Annotated in this window: 22 protein-coding genes and 1 pseudogene; 14 read left to right on the top strand and 9 right to left on the bottom strand. The window is 48.5% G+C overall.

The window, feature by feature from the left end; all coding sequences use genetic code 11:
• Positions 1-2 precede the first annotated feature (2 nt).
• Positions 3-905: a carbohydrate ABC transporter permease gene (locus BLL41_RS08510; protein WP_071577499.1), complete on the top strand. Its 903-nt coding sequence runs from the start codon at positions 3-5 to the stop codon at positions 903-905.
• A gap of 13 nt (positions 906-918) precedes the next feature.
• Complete coding sequence (gene frlD / locus BLL41_RS08515) at positions 919-1773, top strand: fructosamine kinase FrlD (protein ID WP_071577500.1); 855 nt, start codon at positions 919-921, stop codon at positions 1771-1773.
• 24 nt (positions 1774-1797) lie between these two features.
• Here frlD and frlR read toward each other — a convergent pair whose 3' ends face one another.
• Positions 1798-2526, bottom strand: a complete 729-nt coding sequence (frlR, locus tag BLL41_RS08520) for a transcriptional regulator FrlR (protein ID WP_040081902.1) — start codon at positions 2524-2526, stop codon at positions 1798-1800.
• A gap of 181 nt (positions 2527-2707) precedes the next feature.
• On the opposite strand from frlR, the gene BLL41_RS08525 reads away from it, so the two are divergent.
• On the top strand, positions 2708-3811 hold the full coding sequence (locus tag BLL41_RS08525; protein ID WP_071577501.1) for an ABC transporter ATP-binding protein: 1104 nt from the start codon (positions 2708-2710) through the stop codon (positions 3809-3811).
• Between the two features lie 33 nt (positions 3812-3844).
• On the opposite strand, the gene BLL41_RS08530 is transcribed toward BLL41_RS08525, so the two are convergent.
• Both BLL41_RS08530 and BLL41_RS23020 read right to left on the bottom strand, forming a co-directional pair.
• Positions 3845-4711, bottom strand: a complete 867-nt coding sequence (locus BLL41_RS08530; RefSeq protein WP_071577502.1) for an endonuclease I family protein — start codon at positions 4709-4711, stop codon at positions 3845-3847.
• Positions 4712-4792: 81 nt separating this feature from the next.
• Positions 4793-4895 (bottom strand): annotated as a pseudogene (locus BLL41_RS23020) (hypothetical protein); the annotation flags it as partial.
• 164 nt (positions 4896-5059) lie between these two features.
• Between BLL41_RS23020 and allC the strand changes: the two are divergent.
• The 7 genes from allC to pucE all read left to right on the top strand — a co-directional run bounded on the left by allC (position 5060) and on the right by pucE (position 12985).
• The gene (gene allC / locus BLL41_RS08540) at positions 5060-6298 is read left to right on the top strand and encodes an allantoate deiminase (protein WP_071577503.1); all 1239 of its coding nucleotides are present in this window, start codon (positions 5060-5062) and stop codon (positions 6296-6298) included.
• A 16-nt stretch (positions 6299-6314) separates the two neighbouring features.
• A complete protein-coding gene (pucG, locus tag BLL41_RS08545) occupies positions 6315-7565 on the top strand; it encodes a (S)-ureidoglycine--glyoxylate transaminase (RefSeq protein WP_083427963.1) in 1251 nt (416 codons plus the stop codon).
• 227 nt (positions 7566-7792) lie between these two features.
• Entirely contained in the window at positions 7793-8785 is a 993-nt protein-coding gene (locus BLL41_RS08550) for an XdhC family protein (RefSeq protein ID WP_071577505.1), read from the top strand.
• Positions 8782-9399, top strand: coding sequence for a xanthine dehydrogenase accessory protein PucB (gene pucB, locus BLL41_RS08555; RefSeq protein WP_071577506.1), 618 nt, complete (start codon positions 8782-8784; stop codon positions 9397-9399). Before BLL41_RS08550 ends, pucB begins: the two co-directional genes overlap by 4 nt.
• Positions 9396-10229: a xanthine dehydrogenase subunit C gene (gene pucC, locus BLL41_RS08560; protein ID WP_071577507.1), complete on the top strand. Its 834-nt coding sequence runs from the start codon at positions 9396-9398 to the stop codon at positions 10227-10229. The genes pucB and pucC overlap by 4 nt, the downstream gene beginning before the upstream one ends.
• Positions 10230-12473, top strand: a complete 2244-nt coding sequence (gene pucD / locus BLL41_RS08565) for a xanthine dehydrogenase subunit D (RefSeq protein ID WP_071577508.1) — start codon at positions 10230-10232, stop codon at positions 12471-12473. It abuts the gene before it with no gap.
• Positions 12464-12985: a xanthine dehydrogenase subunit E gene (gene pucE, locus BLL41_RS08570; RefSeq protein WP_071577509.1), complete on the top strand. Its 522-nt coding sequence runs from the start codon at positions 12464-12466 to the stop codon at positions 12983-12985. The genes pucD and pucE overlap by 10 nt, the downstream gene beginning before the upstream one ends.
• Before the next feature lie 214 nt (positions 12986-13199).
• On the opposite strand, the gene yuzJ is transcribed toward pucE, so the two are convergent.
• The 6 genes from yuzJ to pucR all read right to left on the bottom strand — a co-directional run bounded on the left by yuzJ (position 13200) and on the right by pucR (position 19954).
• Positions 13200-13331: a YhzE/YjcZ family sporulation protein YuzJ gene (gene yuzJ, locus BLL41_RS08575; RefSeq protein WP_071577510.1), complete on the bottom strand. Its 132-nt coding sequence runs from the start codon at positions 13329-13331 to the stop codon at positions 13200-13202.
• 394 nt (positions 13332-13725) lie between these two features.
• Complete coding sequence (gene uraH, locus BLL41_RS08580; protein WP_071577511.1) at positions 13726-14070, bottom strand: hydroxyisourate hydrolase; 345 nt, start codon at positions 14068-14070, stop codon at positions 13726-13728.
• Complete coding sequence (pucL, locus tag BLL41_RS08585) at positions 14070-15554, bottom strand: factor-independent urate hydroxylase (RefSeq protein ID WP_071577512.1); 1485 nt, start codon at positions 15552-15554, stop codon at positions 14070-14072. Before pucL ends, uraH begins: the two co-directional genes overlap by 1 nt.
• Before the next feature lie 12 nt (positions 15555-15566).
• Entirely contained in the window at positions 15567-16859 is a 1293-nt protein-coding gene (gene pucK / locus BLL41_RS08590; RefSeq protein ID WP_071577513.1) for a uric acid permease PucK, read from the bottom strand.
• 5 nt (positions 16860-16864) lie between these two features.
• Positions 16865-18214 (bottom strand): uric acid permease PucJ, encoded by a 1350-nt coding sequence (gene pucJ, locus BLL41_RS08595; RefSeq protein WP_071577514.1) that lies wholly within the window; start codon positions 18212-18214, stop codon positions 16865-16867.
• A gap of 144 nt (positions 18215-18358) precedes the next feature.
• On the bottom strand, positions 18359-19954 hold the full coding sequence (gene pucR / locus BLL41_RS08600) for a purine catabolism transcriptional regulator PucR (RefSeq protein WP_071577515.1): 1596 nt from the start codon (positions 19952-19954) through the stop codon (positions 18359-18361).
• 174 nt (positions 19955-20128) lie between these two features.
• Between pucR and BLL41_RS08605 the strand changes: the two genes are divergently transcribed.
• The 4 genes from BLL41_RS08605 (at position 20129) to BLL41_RS08620 (ending at position 23644) form a co-directional block, all read left to right on the top strand.
• The gene (locus tag BLL41_RS08605) at positions 20129-21469 is read left to right on the top strand and encodes an allantoinase (protein WP_071577516.1); all 1341 of its coding nucleotides are present in this window, start codon (positions 20129-20131) and stop codon (positions 21467-21469) included.
• Between the two features lie 96 nt (positions 21470-21565).
• Positions 21566-21913 (top strand): YunG family protein, encoded by a 348-nt coding sequence (locus BLL41_RS08610; RefSeq protein ID WP_071577517.1) that lies wholly within the window; start codon positions 21566-21568, stop codon positions 21911-21913.
• Between the two features lie 37 nt (positions 21914-21950).
• Complete coding sequence (locus tag BLL41_RS08615) at positions 21951-22799, top strand: DUF72 domain-containing protein (RefSeq protein WP_071577575.1); 849 nt, start codon at positions 21951-21953, stop codon at positions 22797-22799.
• Positions 22800-22816: 17 nt separating this feature from the next.
• Positions 22817-23644 carry a sulfite exporter TauE/SafE family protein gene (locus BLL41_RS08620; RefSeq protein WP_071577518.1) on the top strand — a complete coding sequence of 276 codons (828 nt, stop codon included), beginning with the start codon at positions 22817-22819 and terminating at the stop codon, positions 23642-23644.
• Positions 23645-23652: the final 8 nt, after the last annotated feature.

Genomic DNA, 23652 nt, shown 5'->3' on the forward strand with positions numbered 1-23652 from the left:
AGATGCTGCCTCAGAAGAAGACAGATTCGTTCAGATTGGAGCCTGTGCCTGACCGGCACATTGAGGTGAAAAGAAAGCATAGACGAAAATGGTATATCGGAGAAACGTCTGTGTGGTTTTTTCTGTTTCTTTATCTGATTGCGATTGCCTATCCGCTTCTCTGGATGGTGATGAGCGCCTTTAAAAACTCTGACGATATTTTTGAGCACAGCTGGTCGCTGCCGTCTTCGTGGCATCCGGAAAACTTTGTATCCGCCTGGAACCAGGGGATTTCTTCTTATTTTATGAACAGTGTCATCGTTACGGCGCTGACGTGTGTGATCACTGTCTTTATCAGTGCATGGGCAGCGTATGGCCTTTCCCGGTTTGAGTTTAAAGGAAAAGGATTCTTTTTGGTGATATGTCTTGGCGGATTGATGCTGACGCCGCAGGTCAGTCTTGTGCCGCTTTATTCTATTATTCAGTCGCTTGGCCTGTACAATACGTATTGGGCGTTAATCCTGCCGTATGCGGCTTATCGGATCCCATTCACCATCATTTTGATCCGCTCTTATTTTCTTTCTATTTCCAAAGAATTGGAGGAGGCGGCCTATTTGGATGGGTGTACAAGTTTTGGGATATTTTTCAGAATTTTCTTACCAATGAGTGTGCCAATTTTGGTGACATCCGGCATTTTGACGGCTTACCATACATGGAATGAGTTTATGTTTGCGATTATCTTCATTGATGATGAGAATTTGCGGACCATTCCAGCCGGTCTGATGCAGTTCAGAGACGCGCTGCAGACAGACTGGGGCGTCCTGCTGGCGGGGTTAACGATTTCAGCCGCGCCGATTATTATTCTATTTTTATTGATGCAGAAATATTTTGTCCGCGGGATTGCAAGCGGCAGTGTAAAAGGATAAAGGAGGAAGCACTATGAAATTGATTGCGGTTGGAGATAATGTTGTCGATTACTACCAGGATCAAGAAACATTTTACCCGGGAGGAAATGCCTTAAACGTCGCCGTGCTTGCCAAACGGCTCGGGCATGAGTCTTCTTATATCGGAATCGTCGGCAATGACGAAGCCGCGGCCCATTTGTTGAACGTTCTCAAGCTGGAGCAGGTCAATGCAGATTATATCCGCCAGGCGCACGGGGAAAACGGGATGGCGATTGTCACCCTTGATGAACAGGGGGACCGCATTTTTGTCAGGTCAAATAAAGGCGGTATTCAGTCCCGGCTTCGGCTCGTGTTCCAGGAGAAAGATATAGCCTTTATCAGCGGACATGATCTGCTGCATACTAGCGTGTACAGCAGGCTTGAGAACGATCTTCCGCAGCTGTGCGGGCTTGTCCCTGTCTCATTTGATTTTTCAACCAATCGGGAGGATGATTATTTGAGAAGGGTCTGTCCTTATGTGACGTATGCGTTTTTTTCAGGAAGCGATTTGAGTGAGTCGGAATGCGGCGAGCTTGCCAAAACAGCTCATGGGTACGGAGCCAAAATGGTTTGTATGACCCGAGGGGGCCAAGGAGCAATCCTGTCTGCGGGTGATCGAATCTATCATCAGCCGATTGTGGAAACTGATATAATAGATACACTTGGAGCGGGAGATTCTTTTATAGCAGGCTTTTTGACTGCCTTTTGCGTGAAGCAGGATATAACGTACGCTTTGCGCCAGGCCGCCGAAACAGCTGCGAAAACATGCGGTGTGTACGGAGCTTTCGGCTATGGCTATCCTTATCGCTTGGAGGACGGGGGAAGCAGTGAAAAAACGAGAATACTATAAGCAGTGTCTCGTTTTTTATGCCTGTTATGTGTAGGGGCTGTTAATGGTAAAAGTGACACGGTTTGTGTGCATCAAAAACAGTGAGCAATAGATTGGCTGGTCGTTTGATGTAAAAGCCGTTTTATCAATTTCAAACAGCGCATCCCCGATATCACAATCCAGGTATTTGCTTTCCTCCTGCTGGGCATATACAACGTTTAATAGTTTCGTATTGTGCGTGGGTACAACTTTGTATTGCTGTTTCAAAATATCATGCATAGATACGCCGTCAGCAATAAAGGTATCAATTCCGGGAAACAAATCAAGCGGATAATGCGTCACTTCAAAGGTGAGAGGCTGATCATCGTTATACAGAATGCGTTTTAATTCAACGACAGGGCTCTCAGGATGGATTTGAAGCTTTTCGGCGATGGGCTTTGGCGCTGGAATGATGTCATGGGACAGCACTTGGTGCTTCGGTTTTTTGCCGGTTGATTCCATAAATTCCGAGTAGCCGTTTACAGCGATCAGCTCTCGTTTTAATTTAGGGCTTTTAACGAACGTTCCCTTTCCCTGCTGCCTGATTAGATAGCCTTCTTCGACTAAATCGAGAATGGCTTTCCTGACGGTGATGCGGCTGACGTTATACTTGCTGCAAAGCTCGTTTTCGGTAGGCAGCTTGGCGGTTGGGGAATACACGCCCTTTTTGATGTCATCAGTGATGATTTGTTTTAGCTGAATGTATAAAGGTGTAGAACTTCCGTTGTTTAACAAAGGGTAGCCTCCTTTTAACCTATTATTTATATTATAATGTATTATGACGTTATAATACAAATTTACATTTTTTATTTTAGAAATATAGCAAAAATGGGAATCGATTACTCTAAAAATAACAGAAAGACCAAGTTGTTTCCAGTGACGAAATAACGGATCAAAAGATAGGGGGAATGTTCTGATGGCTTCATTAACATTCGAACACGTCAAAAAATCATATCACTCACAATTAACCGTGAAGGACTTTGATTTAGATGTAAAGGATAAGGAGCTATTGGTGCTGGTGGGGCCGTCAGGATGCGGAAAATCAACAACGCTGCGGATGGTGGCTGGATTAGAAAGCATTTCTGAAGGAAATCTTCTTATTGATGGGGAGCGGGTCAATGATCTTCCGCCGAAAGAACGTGATATTGCGATGGTATTCCAAAACTATGCGCTTTATCCGCATATGACGGTTTTTGATAATATGGCGTTTGGATTAAAGCTCAGAAAGATGGCGAAACAGGAAATTGCCGAGCGGGTTCATGCGGCAGCCAGAATTTTAGAAATTGAACATTTGCTGAAGAGAAAACCGAAGGCGCTCTCCGGCGGGCAGCGGCAAAGGGTGGCGCTTGGCAGGTCGATTGTGAGGGAGCCGAAGGTCTTTTTAATGGACGAGCCGCTTTCTAATCTGGATGCAAAACTAAGAGTGACGATGCGGACAGAAATCAGCAAGCTGCACCAGCGATTAGAGGCAACGATCATTTATGTCACGCATGACCAGACCGAAGCAATGACAATGGGAGATCGGATTGTCGTCATGAATGAAGGGGAAATCCAGCAAGTGGCGAAACCTCATGACATTTATCATTACCCGGCCAATTTGTTTGTCGCAGGCTTCATTGGCTCTCCCGGAATGAACTTTTTGAAAGGCATCATAGAACAGCAGCATGGCGAGCTGTTTTTCACAAATTCTTCGATCCGGCTTCATATTCCTGAAGAAAAAGCAAAGCGGCTGAAGGAAAAGGGATATGCCGGAGAACAGATGATTGCCGGTGTACGGCCGGAGCACATCACACAAATGACCGGAAATGACCAGTTGTTTGATTCAGTGTTTCAAGCGAAGGTTGAAGTGAATGAAAATCTGGGCTCGGAGCTCATAGTGCATGTCATGGCTGGGGACGAGCGGCTCAAGGTCCGCCTGGATGGAAACACCCGAATCGCAGCAGGCGATTCAATCCAGCTCTCAGTGAAAATGGACCACGTCGTCTTTTTCGATGCGGAAACGGAAGAGGCTGTGTACTAGAAAAAGGTGCTCCTCAAAAGGAGCACCTTTTTCTTACGGCCAAATCTCATCCGCCCATTCAGGGTGATCGATAAATGGATTGCGGTTGTGCTGATATTTCTCATAAATGATTTCATTTCTTTTCCGCTCGCGGTCGTCAACCGGATCCTGCTTATTCCATTCGAGCAGGACAGATTGTTTGCCATGGTAAGGAGCTGAGCCGTTGCCTGTCTTATCATTAAGCTCAAGATCAGGATAGCCGTCATCACCCTCGTAACGGACAGCCATGTAAAACAGCATGCGGGCAACATCGCCTTTCACATCATCGCGGGGCTCCCATGAATCGCCGTCATAATAATTTCCGGGTGCCTTCGCATATTCAGTGCCGCCATTGTCAAAATCCATATTTCCTCTGGCGCTGTTAACTTGAACATCAGCCGGGCGCAAATGGTGAATATCAGTACCAGGCCCCTTGCTCGTACCAAAATCGCCATGGGATTTCGCCCAGACGTGCTCGCGGTTCCAATCGCCGACATTGCCGCCGTTCAGGTTTTTAGATCTCGATTCTTTCGTATAGAGCAGGATGACGTTATTCGGATTTGCCGGATCTTCATCGGTTTCTTTCAGCGCGTTCCATACTTCGCTGTAGGACAGCATCGTGTGTCCGCTGATGATGCGGTGCAGGGCGCTTTTTAGCGAGTCTCCTGTTTTGCCTTCAGCCTCTTCATAATAGGTATCTGTATCAGCATAGGGTGCAGCGGGGGCGGCTAATGAGAGAAGGCTTCCTGTTCCTGAAGGGGAAGACGCCAATCGGTCATTAAGGCTTAATGCGGTTTGCGCGCTTGCTGAAGCTGCCGGCGCAAGCCATCCGGAAATCAGTAATACACAGACGAGCGGCAGAAACCATGCTTTTTTTGTCATCACTTGCCCTCCTTTTATCAGATCATGTCTATTATCTAAAATTGACATAAAGGATAGAAGTGTCATTTTGTATATTTTTCATTAAAATTGTAAATTAGTCCCTTTGGAGGAGGCGGAAATCTCCTGTTCCCATATCTTTAGGTCCTGTTTTTTGCGAGCTGCCGGCATTTCTGTTTTCATCCGTTCGCGAACACCGCCTCTCCCGCAAAATAGTTCTGACAGGCAGGGTAAATCTGGTTGCTGGATATTGTGACCAAAAAATAAACGTTTTTTTGGTTAATCTGTCAATGAACTATCATGTTCCTCCTTCTATAATGAAGTCACCATAGCGGCCAGAGGGGGGAGTACATGGAAAAGCAGAAGCTTTCAGTAAAAAACAGCATCACAGATTATATTGAATGGCTCGCCCAATACGGTGCGTCTGCGGATGGCGGCGTAACGAGGCTTTTATACACAAAAGAGTGGATGGACGCACAGCTTGCCGTGAAAACGGAAATGTCTTCTTTCGGGCTTGACACAAGATTCGACGATGTCGGCAATGTGTTTGGAAGGCTTTCGGGCACCCAGTCTCCGGATGAAGTCATTGTAACCGGTTCACATATCGATACTGTCATCAACGGGGGGAAATACGACGGCGCCTATGGTGTTCTGGCGGCAATGCTTGCGATAAAGCGGCTCAAAGAGACATATGGATCGCCGAAAAAAACACTCGAAGCGGTATCCTTATGTGAGGAGGAGGGCAGCCGTTTTCCAATGACCTATTGGGGATCAGGGAATATGACGGGTGTTTTTTCATTACAGGATGGAGCAGAGCCAAGAGACGAATCAGGAGTCTCGCTGCAACATGCGATGCATGAGAACGGTTTTGGCAAAGGTGTGTTTCAGCCAGCATATCGGACAGATATCAGCGCTTTTGTTGAGCTCCATATTGAACAGGGACAGACATTGGAAATGTCAGGACGGGATCTCGGCATTGTGACAAGCATTGCGGGGCAGAGGCGATATCTCGTCACGCTGGAGGGAGAATGCAATCACGCGGGAACCACCTCCATGAAATGGCGCAAGGACCCGCTCGCAGCCAGCAGCCGTATCATTCATGAGCTGCTGCTGCGGTCGGAGGAGCTGCCGGAGGAGCTCCGTCTGACTTGCGGAAAAATAACGGCAGAGCCCAATGTAGCCAATGTCATACCGGGCCGCGTCCAGTTTTCAATCGATATTCGCCATCAGCATCAGCATGTGCTGGAGCAGTTTCATCAAGACATGGTTGCTTTGATCAACGGCATTTGCCATCAAAAAGGAATTCACGCCGTGATTGATGAATATATGCGGATAGAGCCTGTGCCGATGGACGAAAGGCTGAAGGCTACGGCTTTTGAAACAGCATTAGAAAACAGCTTCAGCTGTGAGGAAATGGTGAGCGGAGCAGGGCATGACGCGCAAATGATCGGAAGGCGCTATCCTGCTTGTATGCTGTTTGTGCCAAGCCGAGGCGGCATCAGCCACTCACCGAAGGAATATACATCAGCCAGACAGCTTGAGATCGGCGTCCGCGCACTGACTGATTTATTATACAAACTGGCTTACTGATAAAGGAGGAATGGCTGTGTCAGGCAGAAGAGAATTATGCACCCCGTTAAGAACGATTATGACGCCGGGGCCTGTTGAGGTTGATCCGCGTGTATTAAGAGTAATGAGCACCCCGGTTGTCGGCCAATTTGATCCGGCGTTTACAGGTATTATGAATGAAACGATGGAGATGCTTCGGGAGCTGTTCCAAACAAAAAACCGCTGGGCATACCCGATTGACGGCACTTCACGGGCGGGAATTGAAGCAGTGCTGGCTAGTGTGATAGAGCCGGGAGATGATGTGCTCATTCCCATTTATGGCCGTTTCGGTTATTTGCTGACTGAAATCGCCGAGCGTTATGGGGCAAATGTTCATATGCTTGAGTGCGAATGGGGAACGGTTTTTGACCCGGAGGACATCATACGGGAGATAAAAAAAGTGAAGCCGAAAATTGTGGCAATGGTGCATGGAGAAACATCAACAGGACGGATTCACCCGCTGAAAGCCATCGGCGAAGCCTGCCGCACCGAGGATGCATTGTTTATCGTCGATGCAGTCGCAACGATTGGGGGCTGCGAGGTTAAAGTCGATGAATGGAAGATTGACGCTGCCATCGGCGGAACGCAAAAATGTTTGTCTGTGCCTTCAGGAATGGCGCCGATTACATATAATGAGCGGGTGGCGGACGTGATTGCAGCGCGCAAAAAGGTGGAGCGCGGGATTGCGACACAAGCTGACAGGGAAGCACTTTCCGGAAATCGGCCGATCACAAGCAACTACTTTGATTTGAGCCAGCTTGAGGATTATTGGAGCGAAAGACGGCTCAATCATCATACAGAAGCGACGACGATGCTGTACGCCTTGCGTGAGGGAGTCAGACTGGTGCTTGAAGAAGGCCTTGAGGCGCGTTTTGAGCGGCATCGGTACCATGAAGCCGCGTTAGCAGCAGGGATAAAGGCAATGGGGCTAAGATTGTTTGGAGATGACAGCTGCAAAATGCCTGTTGTCACCTGTGTTGAAATTCCCTGCGGCATCGACGGCGAGTCTATCCGTCGTGTGCTGCTGGAACAATTCGGCATCGAAATCGCCAGCTCATTCGGCCCGCTGGCAGGGAAGATCTGGAGAATCGGCACGATGGGCTACAGCTGCAGAAAAGAAAACGTATTATTCGTGCTTGCCGGGTTAGAGGCTGTGCTTCTCAGACATAACGCAGGAATCGAAGCAGGAAAAGCGCTCCAAGCAGCGCTGGATGTGTATGAAAACGCTGGCCGCCAGGCAGCGGTGTAAAGAAAAGCTTGCGGACCTCCGCAAGCTTTTTAAGTTAAAATTTCGTGTTTTCTCCAATTTGATTTTCTTCGTTTGACTCTTTTTACAAATCCTCTTTCTATGTGTTTCATTTTCTGACAAATCATGAGTCATTTTTTCTTCCATCGTCTATTCTTTATACAAGTTACCAATAAAATCACGCTGAACTAGTTGTTTCTCACGTCAATTTTCGAGAGGAGGATACTGCATTGGGAAATTTTCACACGATGTTAGATGCGCTCCTGGAAGACCAGGAGGAGGCTATACTGGCGACAATTGTTCAAGTTGAAGGCTCCGCGTATCGAAAAGCAGGCGCCTCTATGCTCTTTAAGAAAAATGGCAGACGGATTGGCTTGCTGAGCGGCGGGTGTGTGGAAGAAGATGTATTCCAACGAATCAATGCGCTGGGCGATCAGCTCACGTCAGCGCTGATTCCCTACGACATGCGGGCGGAGGACGATCTTTCCTGGGGTATGGGAGCCGGGTGTAACGGCATGATTCATGTTCATGCGGAGCGAATCACTCAGGAAAAAAGGCGCCACTATGAAAAAGTGAGGGAATGCCTTCATTCAGGCAAAGCTGTCACTTCTGTTGTAAAGATTGAATCCTCCCATTATTTATTTCTGACGGAGAACGGGCATTTTGGGAACTGGCCGGACGCGCCTCTGCAAGCTATTCAACGTACTGTTTCAACGCTTCATTTACCGCATTTCGATCCACCAACTAACATGTTTATTCAGCGAATTGAACCGAAGCCGCGTCTCATTTTGTTTGGGGCCGGACCGGATACTGTACCGCTGGCCAATTTGGCGGCTGATACAGGGTTTTCTGTTATCGTGACGGATTGGCGGCCCGCTTATTGTACATCCTCTCTTTTTCCAAAAGCGGATCAGCTGATCACCGCTTTTCCGGAACAAATGCTTAGCGAATTTCAATTTTTTCCGCATGATGCAGCTGTTGTGGCAACCCATCATTATCAGCACGATCAAACGATCATCAACTTCTTATTTTCTCAAAACCTCCATTATATTGGACTGTTGGGTTCGGCAAACCGTACAAAACGGCTGCTGAACGGAAAACAGCCTCCGTCTCACTTTTACAGTCCGGTCGGGCTGGAAATCGGTGCGGAAGGTCCAGAGGAAATTGCGGTAAGTGTAATTGCAGAAATCATTCAAACAAGAAAACGGCTGGCGGTTGTATGAGAAGCCCCTATCTGATCGGCGTGTTTCTCGCTGCCGGCAAAAGCAGAAGAATGGGCCAAAACAAGCTTGCTTTGCCGCTAAAAGGAGAAAACATAGGCTCGCTTTCTTTGAAAACTGCTCTGTCGTCCCGCCTTGATCACGTGCTGGTCGTCGAGCGGACAGAACATGCCTCCCTTGAGTGGATAGGAGCGCCGTATCACGCTCCGCCTTTTCAAAAACGCTGGAGCCTGCACGTTTGCCAAGACGCAGAAAAGGGTCAGGGGCATTCAGTCAGCAGCGGGGTGAGAAAAGCAGAAAGCATGGGGGCGGACGGCGTTGTCATTTTGTTAGCCGACCAGCCTCAGCTTTCCGTCGATCATCTCAATGCTCTTATGGCACTGGCTCCTGAGTCATTTGCCGTGTCATCGTTTTTAGGGGCGTTCACCCCGCCAATCTACTTCTCGTCGGCTTGTTTTCCTTATGTAAAGGGGTTAAAGGGAGATGAAGGGGCTCGCAGGCTCCTGAAAAGCGGACAGCTTGGAGCAGGAGCGGTTTTGGAGGCAAAGAATAGGTGTGAGTTGGACGATATTGATACACCCGAGGAATATGACATGGTAAGGAGGGCGATGGTTTGAACGGCCAAGTGACAAAAGCAAGGATGAATATTCAATTATGGAGGCCGACAGCGCTTGATGAGGCCTATTCGCTTTTAGAGAAGCTTGCTCCGGATGTGTGTGCCGCATCGGGAAGCACGCTGCTTCAGCTTCAGTGGGACAAAGGAACTCTACCGAAACAGCACCTTGTCAGCCTTGAAGGGATTGACGAGATGCGAGGGATCAGCGCCAGTGACACCCACGTGTCGATCGGAGCGCTCACATCACTGAATGAATGCAGAAAGAACCCTTTGATCAAGAGCGCGCTTGGCTGTTTCAGTGACGCTGCTTCCGCTGTCGCTGCACCGGGGATTCGCAGCCGTGCCACGATTGGCGGCAACATAGCGAGTAAAATCGGTGATTCCATTCCGCTTCTGCTTGTGCTTGGTGCTGAGCTTATCGTATATCAAAAGGAGCTAATCAGGCTGCCGCTTGGCGCTTGGCTCAGTGAGGAAGACTTTAGAACGGCTATCGTCACGCGTGTCATCATCCCGCAGGCGGAGGGAGAGCGTGTATTTTATCACAAGCTTGGAAGGCGCCAGGCTTTTACAGGAGCGGTTGCTGTTGCAGCTGGACGTTTTTTGAAAGACGGCGGCATTCGTCTCGCAGCTGGCCATGCCGATATCACTCCTAGGAGATTATTGGACAGCGAAGCGAAATGGATGGCACCCGGGTGGGACCCGCATGAGCTGTACAAAACACTTATCCATGAGCTGCCGTTTTCCTCAGATGCTTTTATGTCCGCGGCATACAGAAAAAAAGCCGCTGCCAACGTCATCATGGCAGAGCTGATGGCTGGGGGAGGGGAATAAATGAACATCAACAAACCGTCAAGAGTCAGGCCGGATGGAAGGGGAAAGGTCACAGGGGATTTGAAATATATGACCGATCTCAGCTTTCCAGGAATGCTTTATGGCAAGGTGCTGAGAAGTGCTTATCCTCATGCAGAGATTGTGTCGATTTGCACCATGAAAGCTGAGAAAATGGTAGGCGTGCAGGCCGTCGTCACACATAAAGACGTTCCCGGCTTAAACCGATTTGGCATTGTCATCCCTGATCAGCCGGTTTTATGTGAGGACAGGGTGCGGTATGTCGGGGATGCGATCGCCGCAGTTGCTGCAGAATCGGAGGAAATCGCGGAAGCGGCGCTGGAGCTGATTCGAGTTGAGTATAAAGAGCTTGAAGTCATGGATTCACCAGAGAAAGCGCTTCGGCCGAATGCGCAAAGACTGCATGAGGACGGGAATATCCTGCACCGTGCGTTTTTTTCAAACGGCGATGTGGAAGAAGGGTTTCGAGCATCTGACACAGTCCTTGAAGAAACCTATGAGCTGCCGCGGCAGATGCATACGTATATGGAAACGGAAGGAGGCGTAGCCGTTCCGGAAGACGACGGGGGTTTTACGATGTATGCAGGAACCCAGCACGGCTATAAAGACCGTTTCCAGCTTGCCCGTATTTTTGACATTCCTGAAGAGAAGATCAGGATTGTGTCAAGTCCGATGGGCGGCTCGTTCGGAGGGAAAGATGAGCTGAATATTCAGCCGTATGCCGCGCTTTTGGCCCTGAAAAGCGGACGTCCTGTCAAAATCCATCAGACACGAAAGGAATCTGTACGTTCTGGCATTAAGCGCCATCCGATGAAGATTACGATAAAAACAAGTGCGGATCATTCGGGAAATCTATTGGCGCATGACGTGAAAATTGTGGCGGACACAGGCGCTTACGCCACGCTTGGACCTGCCGTTCTTGATTTTTCTGTCGAGCATGCCGCGGGGCCGTACCGTATTCCGAATACCCGGACTGAAGGAATATCTGTTTTTACAAACAACGGGGTGGCGGGGGAATTTAGGGGCTTTGGCGGCAACCAAATCACATTTGCACTCGAAACCCATCTCGATCGTCTCAGCGGAATGCTCGGCATCGACCCGCTGGAGCTGAGAAGAAAAAATATCAGAAAACCGCATGACTTGGGACCGCTTGAGCATCGAATTGCACCAACTGACGGAGCGGCGCAGGTGTTGAATGCCATCTCTAAATCTCCCATTCTTACAAGAACAAGCCGGAACTGCGGGTATCTGCAAAGAGGCACGGGAGCGGCAATTACAATGCACGGCGGCGGGCTGGGGTATGGCCGAATGGATGCGTCAGGAGGCCGTTTGTCCCTTTCGAGTGAAGGCAAAATCACAGCATCGTTCGGATTTGAAGAATGCGGACAGGGGATTCTAGCCGCGATTGAACATATTCTCATGGAGGAGCTGGGTTGTGCCGCAGAGGATATTTCCATTGTTATTGGGGATACCGCAAAAGTGCCGAAGTCAGGCTCCTCCACCGCATCCCGCGGCACAAGCATGGTGTGGCACGCGATCCAGCGTTTGAAGAAGCCGTTTCTAGCTCAGTTGAAAAAACGGGCGGCAGAATGGAACGGCTGTTCAGCGGAAAACCTTATTCCCGGCGCTGCAGGCTTGCGTGACAAAAACACAAAGGCGCTCGTGGTGACGTATAAGGAGATGGCTGAAAAAGGCCCTTTGGCAGAGGAAACGGTATTTGACTTTCCAACAACGCCTGATCCTGTAGTTGTACCAGGCAGTCATTTCTTGTATTCTTTCGGATCGGCTGCCGTTGAGGTGGAGGTAGATCTGTTAACAGGCGATGTCAAAGTGATAGATTGTGAGCAAGCTATTGCGGCAGGTCTGGTTGTCAGTCCGCAGGGATATCGAGGTCAAATTGAAGGCGGCGCTGCCATGGCACTCGGCTATACGCTAATGGAGGAAGCCAAAATGACGGACGGTCATTATGCCGCGGAAAATCTAGATCACTATTTGATCCCCGGAGTCAAAGACGTTCCTAACATGAAGGTGATCGCAATAGAAGAACTAATGAAGGGTGATGCATATGGACCGCGCGGTGTTGGCGAAATCGGAACGATCGCCATCACTCCGGCGATTGTAAAGGCAGTACATGATGCCGTCGGATGCTGGATAAACAAGCTGCCGATTTCAAGAGAAGAGCTGCTTGAAGCGATAGACAGAAAGGGACTGAAGCAATGGACGTAAAAGAGGCCGGGCCGTTTCCTGTAAAAAAGGAACAGTTCCGAATGACCGTGAATGGGCAGGAGCGGGAGGTTTCAGCCATTCCCACGGCACGTCTGAGTGATCTGCTTAGAAAGGAATTTCAGCTGACCGGGACAAAGGTGTCTTGCGGAATCGGCCGCTGCGGAGCCTGCTCTATTTTAATCGATGGAAAACTGGCCAATGCGTGTATGACCATGGCTTACCAAGTGAACGGCCATTCCATTACAACAATCGAGGGAGTACAAAAAGAGGAACTGGATATCTGCCAAACCGCTTTTCTGGAAGAAGGCGGCTTTCAATGCGGATACTGTACCCCAGGAATGATAATTGCGCTTAAAGCACTGTTTCGGGAAACCCCTCAACCTTCTGACGAAGATATAGAAGAAGGGCTGGCGGGGAATTTGTGCCGGTGTACCGGGTATAGCGGGATTATGCGGTCAGCTTACAGGATTAGAAGAGAGTTGAACGAAGGGAGACGGGAGTCCGGCTTTTAAAAGCCGGACTTTTTTAGTCTTTAAAGAGCAGTTAGACAGCGCGATCAAGACGCAGAAGCGTTGTGGGAAAACATCACGATAAATCTCGTAGAACTTGACAGCTTCTGGATTAGAAAATCATTAGTGAATCCATAGCAAAGACGCCATAAAAACTTCTTATGGCGTCTGTCGGACAGGGAGGTGTTGGATACGGCGGAGGCAAGGAAAGTTAAACTTAGTAATTAAACATAGCTGCTCCAACAATGATCAACAAAATAAATAGCACCACGATCAAAGCGAAGGAGCTCCCGAAACCGTTTGAGTAGCCAGAGTTGCCACTGTATCCACCAGAATTGTAGAATCCCATAATGTCACCCCCTTTAGTGGAGATAGGATAAGATATGCCAAACGATCATTTTCGACATAGATTTAAGTCTAAAAAAGAAAAAATGAATATCTTGTCTAAAGGTGTACCAAAACTATTAAAACCGCATCAATTGTCTTTTTAAAGTATTTTTTCGTTATAGGATTAGAAAAGGGAGCTCGGCTGCTAAGAGCTGACTTATTAGTTTGAAACCTCAATATTTATAAATGAAAGGGCTACAGGATATTTTTCTCGTAGGCATTTATCCTGAAAAATATTGGTGAATTTGTATTCAAGCTGTTGTTTCACTAAGCGTGGGATCACTTCAAGTACTTTCCTAGGATCAAAAGTTTATTGAAGTGCAAATAGAAGCCCGCCTCACCGGCGGGCTTCCTTCTTAACTCCCCCTATACACCTGATAACCAAACGGCGACAGCAAAAGCGGGATATGGTAATGCGCATCTGGATCTGCAATGTGAAAACGGACGGTGACTATGGTTAAAAACGGCTGGTCGACCGTATTCACGTTTTTACTCGCAAAATAGTCTCCTGCATGAAATTCCATCACATATTCTCCGGACACCAGCTCTTCAGCAGCCAGCAGAGGGACATCGACTCTGCCGTCATTGTTAGTGTATACCTCTTTCATAATACTTTCGTCCAGCCGCTTCAATTCAATTTTTATGTTCGCCGCTGGTTTGCCGCAGGTTAAATCTAAAATATGGGTGGTCAGCTTTCCCATCAGGCTTTCAGGCTCCGACATTTTTCAGCTGCTTTCTGTTTTTCTTTCTCGGCGTCTTCTCTTGTCACGGTAAAATGTTGGAAACCGTATGGCGGGCGCGGTTCGGTGTAGACTTTTCCTTTTGAGCCCGGGATTTCTTCGACAACCGTATCCCACGTGTGATTTTGAGATTGGAAGCTGACATTAGTGAGCTGCGGGAACCTCGCTAATATTCTGCAGCCGATATGATAGATTAAGTTTTGGATTGAAGGGGTTTCGAGCTCGTGAAAAACGGTGCTCGCCAAGTCGCGGACTTGTTCAGCCGCAACGTAGCGGGCTGGATCAGAAGCGTATGCGTCATTGGTATTTTCATATTGCCAGCTGATGTTTAAATAGACAAACAGCGGGCGGTTGCTGTCTTCGGGAAGAGTCGTATATTCGTCCCGGATAAAGCCGACGAAGGAGTTGCCGCTCACCTTGACGAGCTGAAGATCCATGATTTCGCTGTATTGCTCTGTAATCGTTATGGTATTCCCGCTTCGTTCTGCTTTCAGCGCAGAGCGGCTTCGTTCATTACGCGATCTTCTGAAGACGAGGCGGCTGGTGCTGAGCTCTTGCTCCTCGTATGCAGGCATTGCTTCAAACGGAATGTCTTCGCCAGTCAGAGTGATCTTGTCCATATGAGAATAGGTATCAAAAAATCGGTGAGCTACATAGTATAGGAACCCCTCGGTTGTCGTTCCTTCATAGGATGCGAGATGGCGCTGGATAAAGTTTTTCATTGAATCCGTCGCCACGACGAGAGTGTTATCTCCGTCTGTAAATGATGGCAGGAAGGCTTCTCCGCCAATTTCGCATGTCACATCAACGCCGACAACGGTATTGCCTCTCCCGGCAAAAGATGATTCCGGGATTTGCTTCACTCCAGTGAGCGGTTTTAAAAACGTTCGGTATGCAAATACATTTCCTTTTCCGTAAGACATAGTTCTTTTCATTTGCGTCTCTCCTTTTTCAGTGATGATGTCAGCCAGGCGAAAGCGGGCGATTTGGTAAATTTCTATAAGGGCCTGCTGGAACTCCGTTTCTCGTTCGCTCTCAAGCCGTGCCAGCAGGGCTTGGTGAATGTCATGTTTCGTCTTTCCTTTCACCGCTAAAATAAAAGGAAAGCCGAAGCGATCATAATAGTGTTCATTCAGCTTGAGAAACTCCTCGTATTCCTGCTGTTCTAATTTGTTGAGCCCCGCGTTCTGCTGCTCTCTTACCGAGTCATCGCTCATTGTTTTCTTTGTTCCGAGCCGGGGATGCTTTTTAATTAAATCAAGCTGTGTCTCGCGATCCGCGGCTTTTACAATGCCAGTCATTTTGCGGTGAAGATCAGAAAGGGACGAAAACGGCCGTAGTGCTGAGGATCTCTCCGCAATCCATGAAGAGTGTTCAAAAATAGAACCAAGTGTGCCTGTCAGTGTTTGTGTGTCCATTTGGTTCAGGTCATCCATTGTGAACATTGGCATCTTCCTTTATGTTTTTATGTCTGCGCCATTCGGCTGTTTGGTTTGAAAAAAAGCGTGCAGTGCAATGGCCGTGAAACTGCTGATCACAATTCCGCTTCCTGCCAAGACAGAGGCCGCTCCCGGAAGAGATGAAAACAACGCGGGAACTGTTGTAGCGCCAAGCCCCAAGCTGACGGAAGAGGCGATAATCAGCAGGTTGCCTTGCGAATCAAGGTCAACGCTGGATAGCATTTTGATCCCGTAAGAAATGACCATGCCGAACATGACGATCATTGCACCGCCGAGAACTGGGGTGGGGATCACTGTAGTCAGTGCCGCGGCTTTTGGAACAAGCCCGATCGCCATCAGCATGATTCCTGTGATGGCGACGACGTTGATGCTTTTCATCTTTGAAAGCTGAACGATGCCGACATTTTGCGAGAAGGCTGTATAGGGAAACGCGTTAAATAATCCGCCCAGCAAAATCGCAAGGCCTTCTGCCCGGTAGCCCTTTTCCAGATCCTTCTCCGACAGCCTGCGGTTTGTGATATCGGCAAGCGCAAAGTAAACACCTGTCGATTCAACGAGGCTGACAATCGCAACGAGAAGCATTGTGACAACAGCCGGCAGCTCAAAGGTTGGCGGTCCGAAATAAAACAGAGACGGAACATGAAGCCAAGACGCCTCCATGACCTCAGAAAAATCAACCTTTCCCATGAAATATGCAGCCGCTGTTCCTGCGATAAGACCGAGTAAAATCGCTATGGAGCGGATAAAGCCTTTAAAGAAATAAAACAGCAATAAGATAAAAGCTGTGACGCCAAACCCGAGGAGCACGTTTTCCAGTGAGCCGAATTCTTTGCTTCCTTCACCTCCGGCCAGGTTATTCATTGCCGTTGGGATCAGGCTGATGCCGATGATCATGACGACTGATCCGGTTACGGCAGGCGGGAAAAAACGGACAAGCTTTCCAAAGAAGCCCGCGGCTAAGATGACAATCAGTCCTGCGGCGATAATGGCACCATATATTGCTGGGACACCATAAGTGCTGCCGATGGAAATCATCGGGCCGACTGCGGTAAACGTGCATCCGAGCACAACGGGGAGGCCAATGCCGAAATACCGGTTTCTCCAGAGCTGCAAAAGAGTCGCCGCCCCGCACATGAACAAATCGATCGCAATTAAATACGTCAGCTGCCCCGCATTCAGTCCGATCGCCGCTCCGACGATCAGCGGAACGAGAATGGCTCCCGCATACATGGCAAGCATGTGCTGAAGCCCCAGCATCATCAGCTGAAAGGCATTATGCTGTTTCCTCATCTTTTTTACACCTCTTTTTCTAATGCAAGTGTATGTTCTAATACCGGAAGTTCAGTTTTCTGAGCTGTTTTGTCTTTTTTGCCGCGCAAGCTGAAAAATAGATTCAAAAAGATAGCGGTCAGGCTTCCGGTGATGGTGCCGTCACTGACCAGAATCCGGATCGGAGCGGGGAATTCAGCAAATATCCCGGGGACGGTGCTGGCGCCGATGCCGAGTGCGATTGAGCATGCGATGGTCAGGAGGTGGTATTGATTTTCGAGATCCGCTGTGCTGAGCATTTTGACGCCGGAGGCAATCACCATGCCGAACATGACGACGGTTGCGCCGCCAAGCACAGCAGCAGGAACGGCAGAAGCAAGGGCAGCAATCTTCGGAATTAGTCCGAGACAGACAAGAATACAGCCTGCGGTAACGACGATGTTTCTTGTTTTCACTTTGGTCAGCTGCAATAAGCCGGCGTTTTGAGCAAAGGTATTATAAGGAAAGGCATTGAACAGCCCGCCGATGAGAATGGCGATTCCTTCCGCTCGATAGCCTTTGACGAGGTCTTTTTCAGTTAAAGGTCTGCCGCATATCTTTCCGATTGCGTAGAAAACGCCGGTTGATTCCACAATAATGACGATTCCGACGATCAGCATCGTTAAGATCGGGCCGATTTCAAACGTTGGGGCTCCGAAGTAAAAAGGCTTCGGGATTTGGAAGAACGGTGCTTCTATAACAGAAGAAAAGCTGACTTTGCCCATGATTGCTGCTGCCGCTGTTCCGGCGGCGATTCCGATCAGAACGGACAGTGTTCGGGCAAATCCTTTGAGAAAGCGGTTGAGGACTAAGATCAGAACAAGGACACCGACAGAGAGAAGAAGGTTTTCGAGCGAACCGTATTCGGGGTTGGCGCTGCCGTTTATTTTTTCGCCGCCAGCCATATTTTTCACACCTGTCGGAACAAGTGAAAGGCCGATTAAGGTCACAACCGTACCTGTTACGACAGGAGGAAATAACACAGTCAGTTTGCCGAAAAAACGCGCAAACAAAAAGATGAACACACCGGCCGCGATGATAGAACCGTAAATCGCGTGAATGCCGTAATTGGCGCCGATTGCAATCATCGGGGTGACGGCCACAAATGAACTGCCAAGCATGACGGGAAGCCCGATGCCGATGTATGCTCCGCGCAAGGTTTGCAAAAGCGTCGCGACGCCGCACGTTAACAGGTCAATCGCCAATAGGTAGGACAGCTGTTCAGTTGTTACATTCAGCGCCCTGCCGACAAGCAGGGGTACCAAAATCGCACCTGCATACATGGCGAGCACATGCTGCAGGCCAAGCGTAAACACCCCAATCGATCTTTTTTTCACTATAGTCCCTCCCTGTATGTGAACTTTAGTAACATGATACCGTGCCGGCCGAGGGGTGTCATTGGATACAGTAGCCGAAAAAGACAGGTGTGATTGCTGAAAGTGACGAAAAATGATTCATTTTGTAGGAAAATGTGACAAACGTTAGCTGATCAGCCGCTGCATACGTAAGGCAAGCCGCAAACGCATCGTTGTTTCAGGATCTTTTAAGCTTTTCCCCAGTAGCTCTTCGCATTTTTCAAGACGGTAGATGACCGTATTGCGATGAACGTACAGACGCTTTGCCGTCTCTGAAATTTGGCAGTGTGTCTCTAAATAGACGGAAAGCGTATGAAGCAGGCTTTGATCCTCCTGCTGTTTTTCAGCGAGGCTCTGAAGCGTAGAGTTGTAAAATTTCTTCAAATCCTCAACCGGGAGCAAGCGCAGAAGCTCAGGCACATCTTTGGCGTGATACACCTGGATAAATGCGGTGCTTCTTGACAAATGCCCCGATTGCAGAGCATCAGAAGCTTCTGTGAAAGCGTCGGGAACATCAATGAGCTTTTGGCAGATATTGCTGATGCCAAAGGACACGGTTCGTTTAAATTGAGTGCTGACCTGTGTTTGGAACTGTTCTAAAAAGCTGATCACCGAGGCGTGCATTTCACTCCAGCTGTCTGTTGCCTCGATGAGAATAATGCCGACATTTCCTTTCATAAAGAAGTGAGGCGGAAACGGGAAGGCCGATAATTCACCTTCGAGAAATTCGAATACGCTGTCGGAAGCGAGCTGATTTTCTGTAAAGCTGATTGATTCGTCATTCCGATCGAGTTTGCCGGCAATGCACATGTATTTTTGATCCCAGCGCAGCTTGAATTCTTTTGCCCGATTTTTGATTTCGTCGTTTGAAGAAAATGACCGCTCAATAAAATTGTTAAAAAACTCATTGCGCGCCCGCCGGCTGAACTGCTTCAGCGCATTTTCCTTCAGCAGTTCAAAGGAAATGACGTTGGCCGCTTGTTCAATTGTGAGGATCAATCCTTTGTCGCCGGCCTGCACCATGTTGGGTATCAGCAGGTATCCGCAGTTTTTTTCGTGGTTATAAATGGGCAGGACAGAGTATGTTTTCTGATCTGAGATTGTAGAGAAACAAGTGAAAAACGGCCCGGATACGGTATTCAGGGTGCCTTTCAGCTTTTCGGTTTCAACTGAAATTTGATGAGACGCTGACAGCATTTTAGCATGCTGGTCTAGAAGCAGCACGGGAAGCTGAAGGAGGTCTGACACCTTTTTGAGCAGAGATTGCAGTCCCTTTCCGCTCATAATGTGGTTTGTGAATTTTTTGTGCGCGTAAATGGCTTGCTCCAGCTCGTTAGAACGCATATCAAGAATATGGCTGAGTGTGGCATTCACAATATCGCCGAGGCGGATGTGTTCCGGAAGTTCAATGATCGGAAACGCATATGAATCGGCCAGTTCGATGATTTCCTTCGGGATATCTTCCAGATAGCGCTTTGTTTTAATGCCGAGGCCCGCGCAGCCGCGTTTTGCCATTTGCCGAATCAGTTCAGATAATTGATGCGGGTGATCCTTCAGGTGATAGGCGGTGGTGACGAGCAATTCATTCTTATGCAAAAAGTCTGCGATATCCGGAGCGTCCATCATGTTGACATGCTGAATCTCTCTTTCTCCTCCTGCTTTTCCAGCGATTAAATTGGCGTTTTCAAAAGCCGGTATTTTCATCACATCAAAAATATTCATAGCGCATTCTCCTTTTCTATAAAAACATTGGTTAAGATGAATAATTTTCAATAGGAATTCTAGCGGTTTTGCTGATGTAATACGATCATAGTAGCAGTAAACTGTTGAAAATAGAACTGGTTGTGTGACATAAACTGACATGAAAAATCGTCATCCTTACATGGGGGGATCAATATGGCTTACGATATGGTGATAAAAGGTGCGAAGGCAGTTACGCCAGATGGCGTTATAGAAGCTGATATTGCAGTTCAAAACGGTGTCATTGCCAAGATAGGTTCTGACATTGAAGCAAGTGGGACGGAAATAATCCAGGCAGACGGGACATACGTGTTTCCTGGCGTGATAGACTGCCATGTTCACTTTAATGAACCGGGCAGGGAGGATTGGGAGGGGTTTGAAACAGGTTCTCAAATGATGGCCGCAGGCGGCTGCACCACCTATTTTGATATGCCGCTCAACTGCATTCCATCAACCGTGACGGCAGAGCATCTAGTTGCAAAAGCTGAGCTGGGCAGGCAAAAATCAGCCGTGGATTTTGCGCTATGGGGCGGTCTTGTGCCAGGCCATATCGAGGACATCCGCCCAATGGCTGCAGCGGGAGCGATCGGGTTTAAAGCGTTTTTATCAAAGTCAGGCACTGATGAGTTCCACTCTGTTGACGAACGGACATTGCTCAAAGGCATGGCGGAAGTCGCAGGTGCAGGAAAAATCCTTGCTCTTCACGCAGAAAGCGACGCGATCACAAGCTATTTGCAGATGGTTTTGGCCAATAAAGGAAAGGTGGATGCGGATGCGTACGCTGCCTCCCGCCCGGAGGAAGCCGAAGCTGAAGCGGTGTATCGCACCATTCAGTATGCGAAGGTGACAGGCTGTCCGGTTCATTTTGTCCATATCAGCACGGCGAAAGCGGTCCGGCTGATCAGAGAGGCGAAACAGGAAGGGCTTGATGTTTCGGTCGAGACATGCCCACATTATGTCTTGTTCAGCCATGAAGATTTACGGGAAAAGGGCTCTGTTGCAAAATGCGCGCCTCCGCTCCGGTCACCGCAATCAAAAGAGACGCTGATCGAGGCGCTCATTGCCGGGGACATTGACATGGTTTCCTCAGACCATTCCCCATGCCGTCCATCCTTAAAACGGGAGGACAATCTGTTTTTATCATGGGGCGGAATCAGCGGAGGGCAGTTCACTTTATTAGGCATGCTGGAACTGGCGCTTGAGCATCAGATTCCGTTTGAAACCATCGCAGAATGGACAGCGGCTGCCCCTGCAAAACGATTTGGCCTTCAGAAAAAAGGACGGCTCGAGGCGGGGTGTGATGCGGATTTCGTCCTCGTCAGCATGGAGCCGTACACTGTTACAAGAGAATCGATGTTTGCAAAGCATAAAAAAAGCATTTACGAAGGACATACATTTCCCTGCAGCATTTCGGCCACTTACAGTAAAGGCCGGTGCGTGTACAATGATGGGGAGAAAGTCAGCGGAATTGACGGAGCGCTGGTCGTTCCTTCGTAAGCCCGGCGGATTTTACCGCCGGGTTTTTTGATTTCTGCCGTTCTTGTTTTTAAAATTTCATCAACGTGGTATCTTTTTTTAAAGGAGGGGGAGGCAGTGGAGCATGTCAAATACATACTTAAGCAATCTTGGTCGCGCCATACGAGCTCTAAATGGACGGAAGAAAGCCCGTCATGCGGCCAATGCGGTGTGACGGCACTGGTGATTCAGGATCAATTCGGCGGCGCCATTCTGAAAACAAAAGTTGGTGAGAGCTGGCATTTTTATAACAGCATCAATGGTGTGATGTACGATTTTACGAGTGAGCAGTTTCAGGCGCCTATTGAATATCAGCATATTCCTTCCTCCAGAGAAGAGGCGTTTTTAGATACGAATGAGGAACAATATCAGCATCTTCGTTCGGCATTTTCCCGCCATATGAACAGCATTTCCGAGGAAACCTGAAAACACGTGTGATAAACTGGAAGAGAGGTGAATGAGTGTGATTTATATCGGACTGACGGGATGGGGGGATCATGACAGTATCTATCCGCCGAAGACGGCCAGCCAGAAAAAATTGCAGGCCTATTCCTCCCATTTCCCGATCGTGGAATTAGACGCGAGCTTTTACGCGATTCAGCCGGCTCGCAATAATGAAAAGTGGGTCAAGGAAACACCCGAAACCTTCCAATTTATCGTGAAAGCATACCAGGGCATGACAGGGCACCAGCGCGGTGAAATTCCCTTTGACTCAAAAGAGGAGATGTTTGATGCGTTTAAGGTGTCTTTAACGCCATATTTACATAGCAACAAGCTCGCCATGGTGCTGTTTCAATTTCCGCCGTGGTTTGACTGCAAGAAGGAGAATGTCGCCTATTTGAGATGGTGCAAGCACCAAATGGGAGATATTCCTTGTGCGCTTGAATTCAGAAACCGTTCCTGGTTCTCGCCGCCGTTTTATGAGCAGACGCTTTCCTTTATGAAAGCGGAAGGCTGGATTCACAGTGTCTGTGATGAACCGCAAATCGGAGAAGGCAGCGTTCCGACTGTGCTGCGCGCAACCGATGAAAACAAAACGCTCGTCAGGTTTCACGGACGCAACAAGCAGGGCTGGATGAAGCCTGATGGAGGGAAAAACTGGCGCGAGGTCAGGTACTTATACCGCTACAACCAACAGGAGCTGGAGGATTGGAAAAAGCACCTGAATGAATTGCAGCAGCAATGTAAGGATGTTTTTGTCCTGTTCAACAATAATTCCGGCGGTGACGCCGCGGATAACGGCAAGCAGATGCTTGAAATGCTTGATATCGAGTACAGCGGACTTGCTCCGAGACAGCTCGATTTATTTTAGAAAAGAGGTTTTTACTGATGGCGTTTGTGATTTTGGTCGTCCTGGGATTAATCGCAGGTACGGTAGGAAGTCTGATCGGGCTTGGCGGCGGAATTGTCATTGTGCCGTCTCTGATGTTTTTAAGCACAGTGACGCAGCTGTTTCAGGATGTGACGCCGCAGGTTGCGATTGGAACTTCGCTTTTGGTCATTATTTTTACGGGTCTTTCTTCAACTTTGGCTTATATTAAATATAAAACCGTTGATTATAAGAGCGGGCTCATTTTCTTTATCGGTTCAGGTCCCGGCAGCATTATCGGGGCTTACGTGTCAAAGCTGTTCAATTCAAACTCGTTTTCCGTTTGGTTTGGCATTTTTATGATTCTGATTTCATTATCCTTAATGCTGAAAGCGAAAGCCCGGCCAATCAACAAAGCGCACAGAGGAATTATCCGGACATTTCAGGATGATGCTGGTGAGCCTTATACGTACTCATATCAGGCCCCTGTCGGTATTGCTATTGCCTTTGTTGTCGGTTTTTTAGGCGGGCTTTTCGGAATAGGCGGCGGATCACTGATGGTTCCGGCGATGATGCTGTTATTTTTGTTTCCGCCGAAGGTTGCGGTGGCAACATCCATGTTTATTATTTTCCTGTCTTCTATGACAGGGTCTGTTTCACATATTATTTCCGGGCACGTCAATTGGCTGTACGCCCTCGCGCTTGTGCCCGGCGCTTGGTTCGGCGGAAAGCTTGGCGCCGCCATCAACAGAAAAATGCAGACGAAAACGATCGTTATGATCATGCGGATCGTATTGATTTTGATCGGCTGCCAGCTCATTTATGAAGGCATTTTCAGCAACGATTAGGGAGAGAT

This window comes from Bacillus sp. FMQ74, assembly GCF_001875785.1.
In the GTDB taxonomy this organism is placed as follows: Bacteria; Bacillota; Bacilli; order Bacillales; family Bacillaceae; genus Bacillus; species Bacillus stercoris.

What these genes read in the sequence shown, in the direction of transcription:
- pucR (WP_071577515.1), bottom strand. Translation starts at nt 19,954, where the DNA reads ATGAATATTTTTGATGTGATGAAAATACCGGCTTTTGAAAACGCCAAT.
- uraH (WP_071577511.1), bottom strand. Translation starts at nt 14,070, where the DNA reads ATGGGAAAGCTGACCACCCATATTTTAGATTTAACCTGCGGCAAACCA.
- BLL41_RS08510 (WP_071577499.1), top strand. Translation starts at nt 3, where the DNA reads ATGCTGCCTCAGAAGAAGACAGATTCGTTCAGATTGGAGCCTGTGCCT.
- BLL41_RS08620 (WP_071577518.1), top strand. Translation starts at nt 22,817, where the DNA reads ATGGCGTTTGTGATTTTGGTCGTCCTGGGATTAATCGCAGGTACGGTA.
- BLL41_RS08530 (WP_071577502.1), bottom strand. Translation starts at nt 4,711, where the DNA reads ATGACAAAAAAAGCATGGTTTCTGCCGCTCGTCTGTGTATTACTGATT.
- BLL41_RS08605 (WP_071577516.1), top strand. Translation starts at nt 20,129, where the DNA reads ATGGCTTACGATATGGTGATAAAAGGTGCGAAGGCAGTTACGCCAGAT.
- pucD (WP_071577508.1), top strand. Translation starts at nt 10,230, where the DNA reads ATGAACATCAACAAACCGTCAAGAGTCAGGCCGGATGGAAGGGGAAAG.
- allC (WP_071577503.1), top strand. Translation starts at nt 5,060, where the DNA reads ATGGAAAAGCAGAAGCTTTCAGTAAAAAACAGCATCACAGATTATATT.
- pucE (WP_071577509.1), top strand. Translation starts at nt 12,464, where the DNA reads ATGGACGTAAAAGAGGCCGGGCCGTTTCCTGTAAAAAAGGAACAGTTC.
- pucL (WP_071577512.1), bottom strand. Translation starts at nt 15,554, where the DNA reads ATGTTCACAATGGATGACCTGAACCAAATGGACACACAAACACTGACA.
- BLL41_RS08525 (WP_071577501.1), top strand. Translation starts at nt 2,708, where the DNA reads ATGGCTTCATTAACATTCGAACACGTCAAAAAATCATATCACTCACAA.
- frlD (WP_071577500.1), top strand. Translation starts at nt 919, where the DNA reads ATGAAATTGATTGCGGTTGGAGATAATGTTGTCGATTACTACCAGGAT.
- yuzJ (WP_071577510.1), bottom strand. Translation starts at nt 13,331, where the DNA reads ATGGGATTCTACAATTCTGGTGGATACAGTGGCAACTCTGGCTACTCA.
- pucB (WP_071577506.1), top strand. Translation starts at nt 8,782, where the DNA reads ATGAGAAGCCCCTATCTGATCGGCGTGTTTCTCGCTGCCGGCAAAAGC.
- pucK (WP_071577513.1), bottom strand. Translation starts at nt 16,859, where the DNA reads ATGAGGAAACAGCATAATGCCTTTCAGCTGATGATGCTGGGGCTTCAG.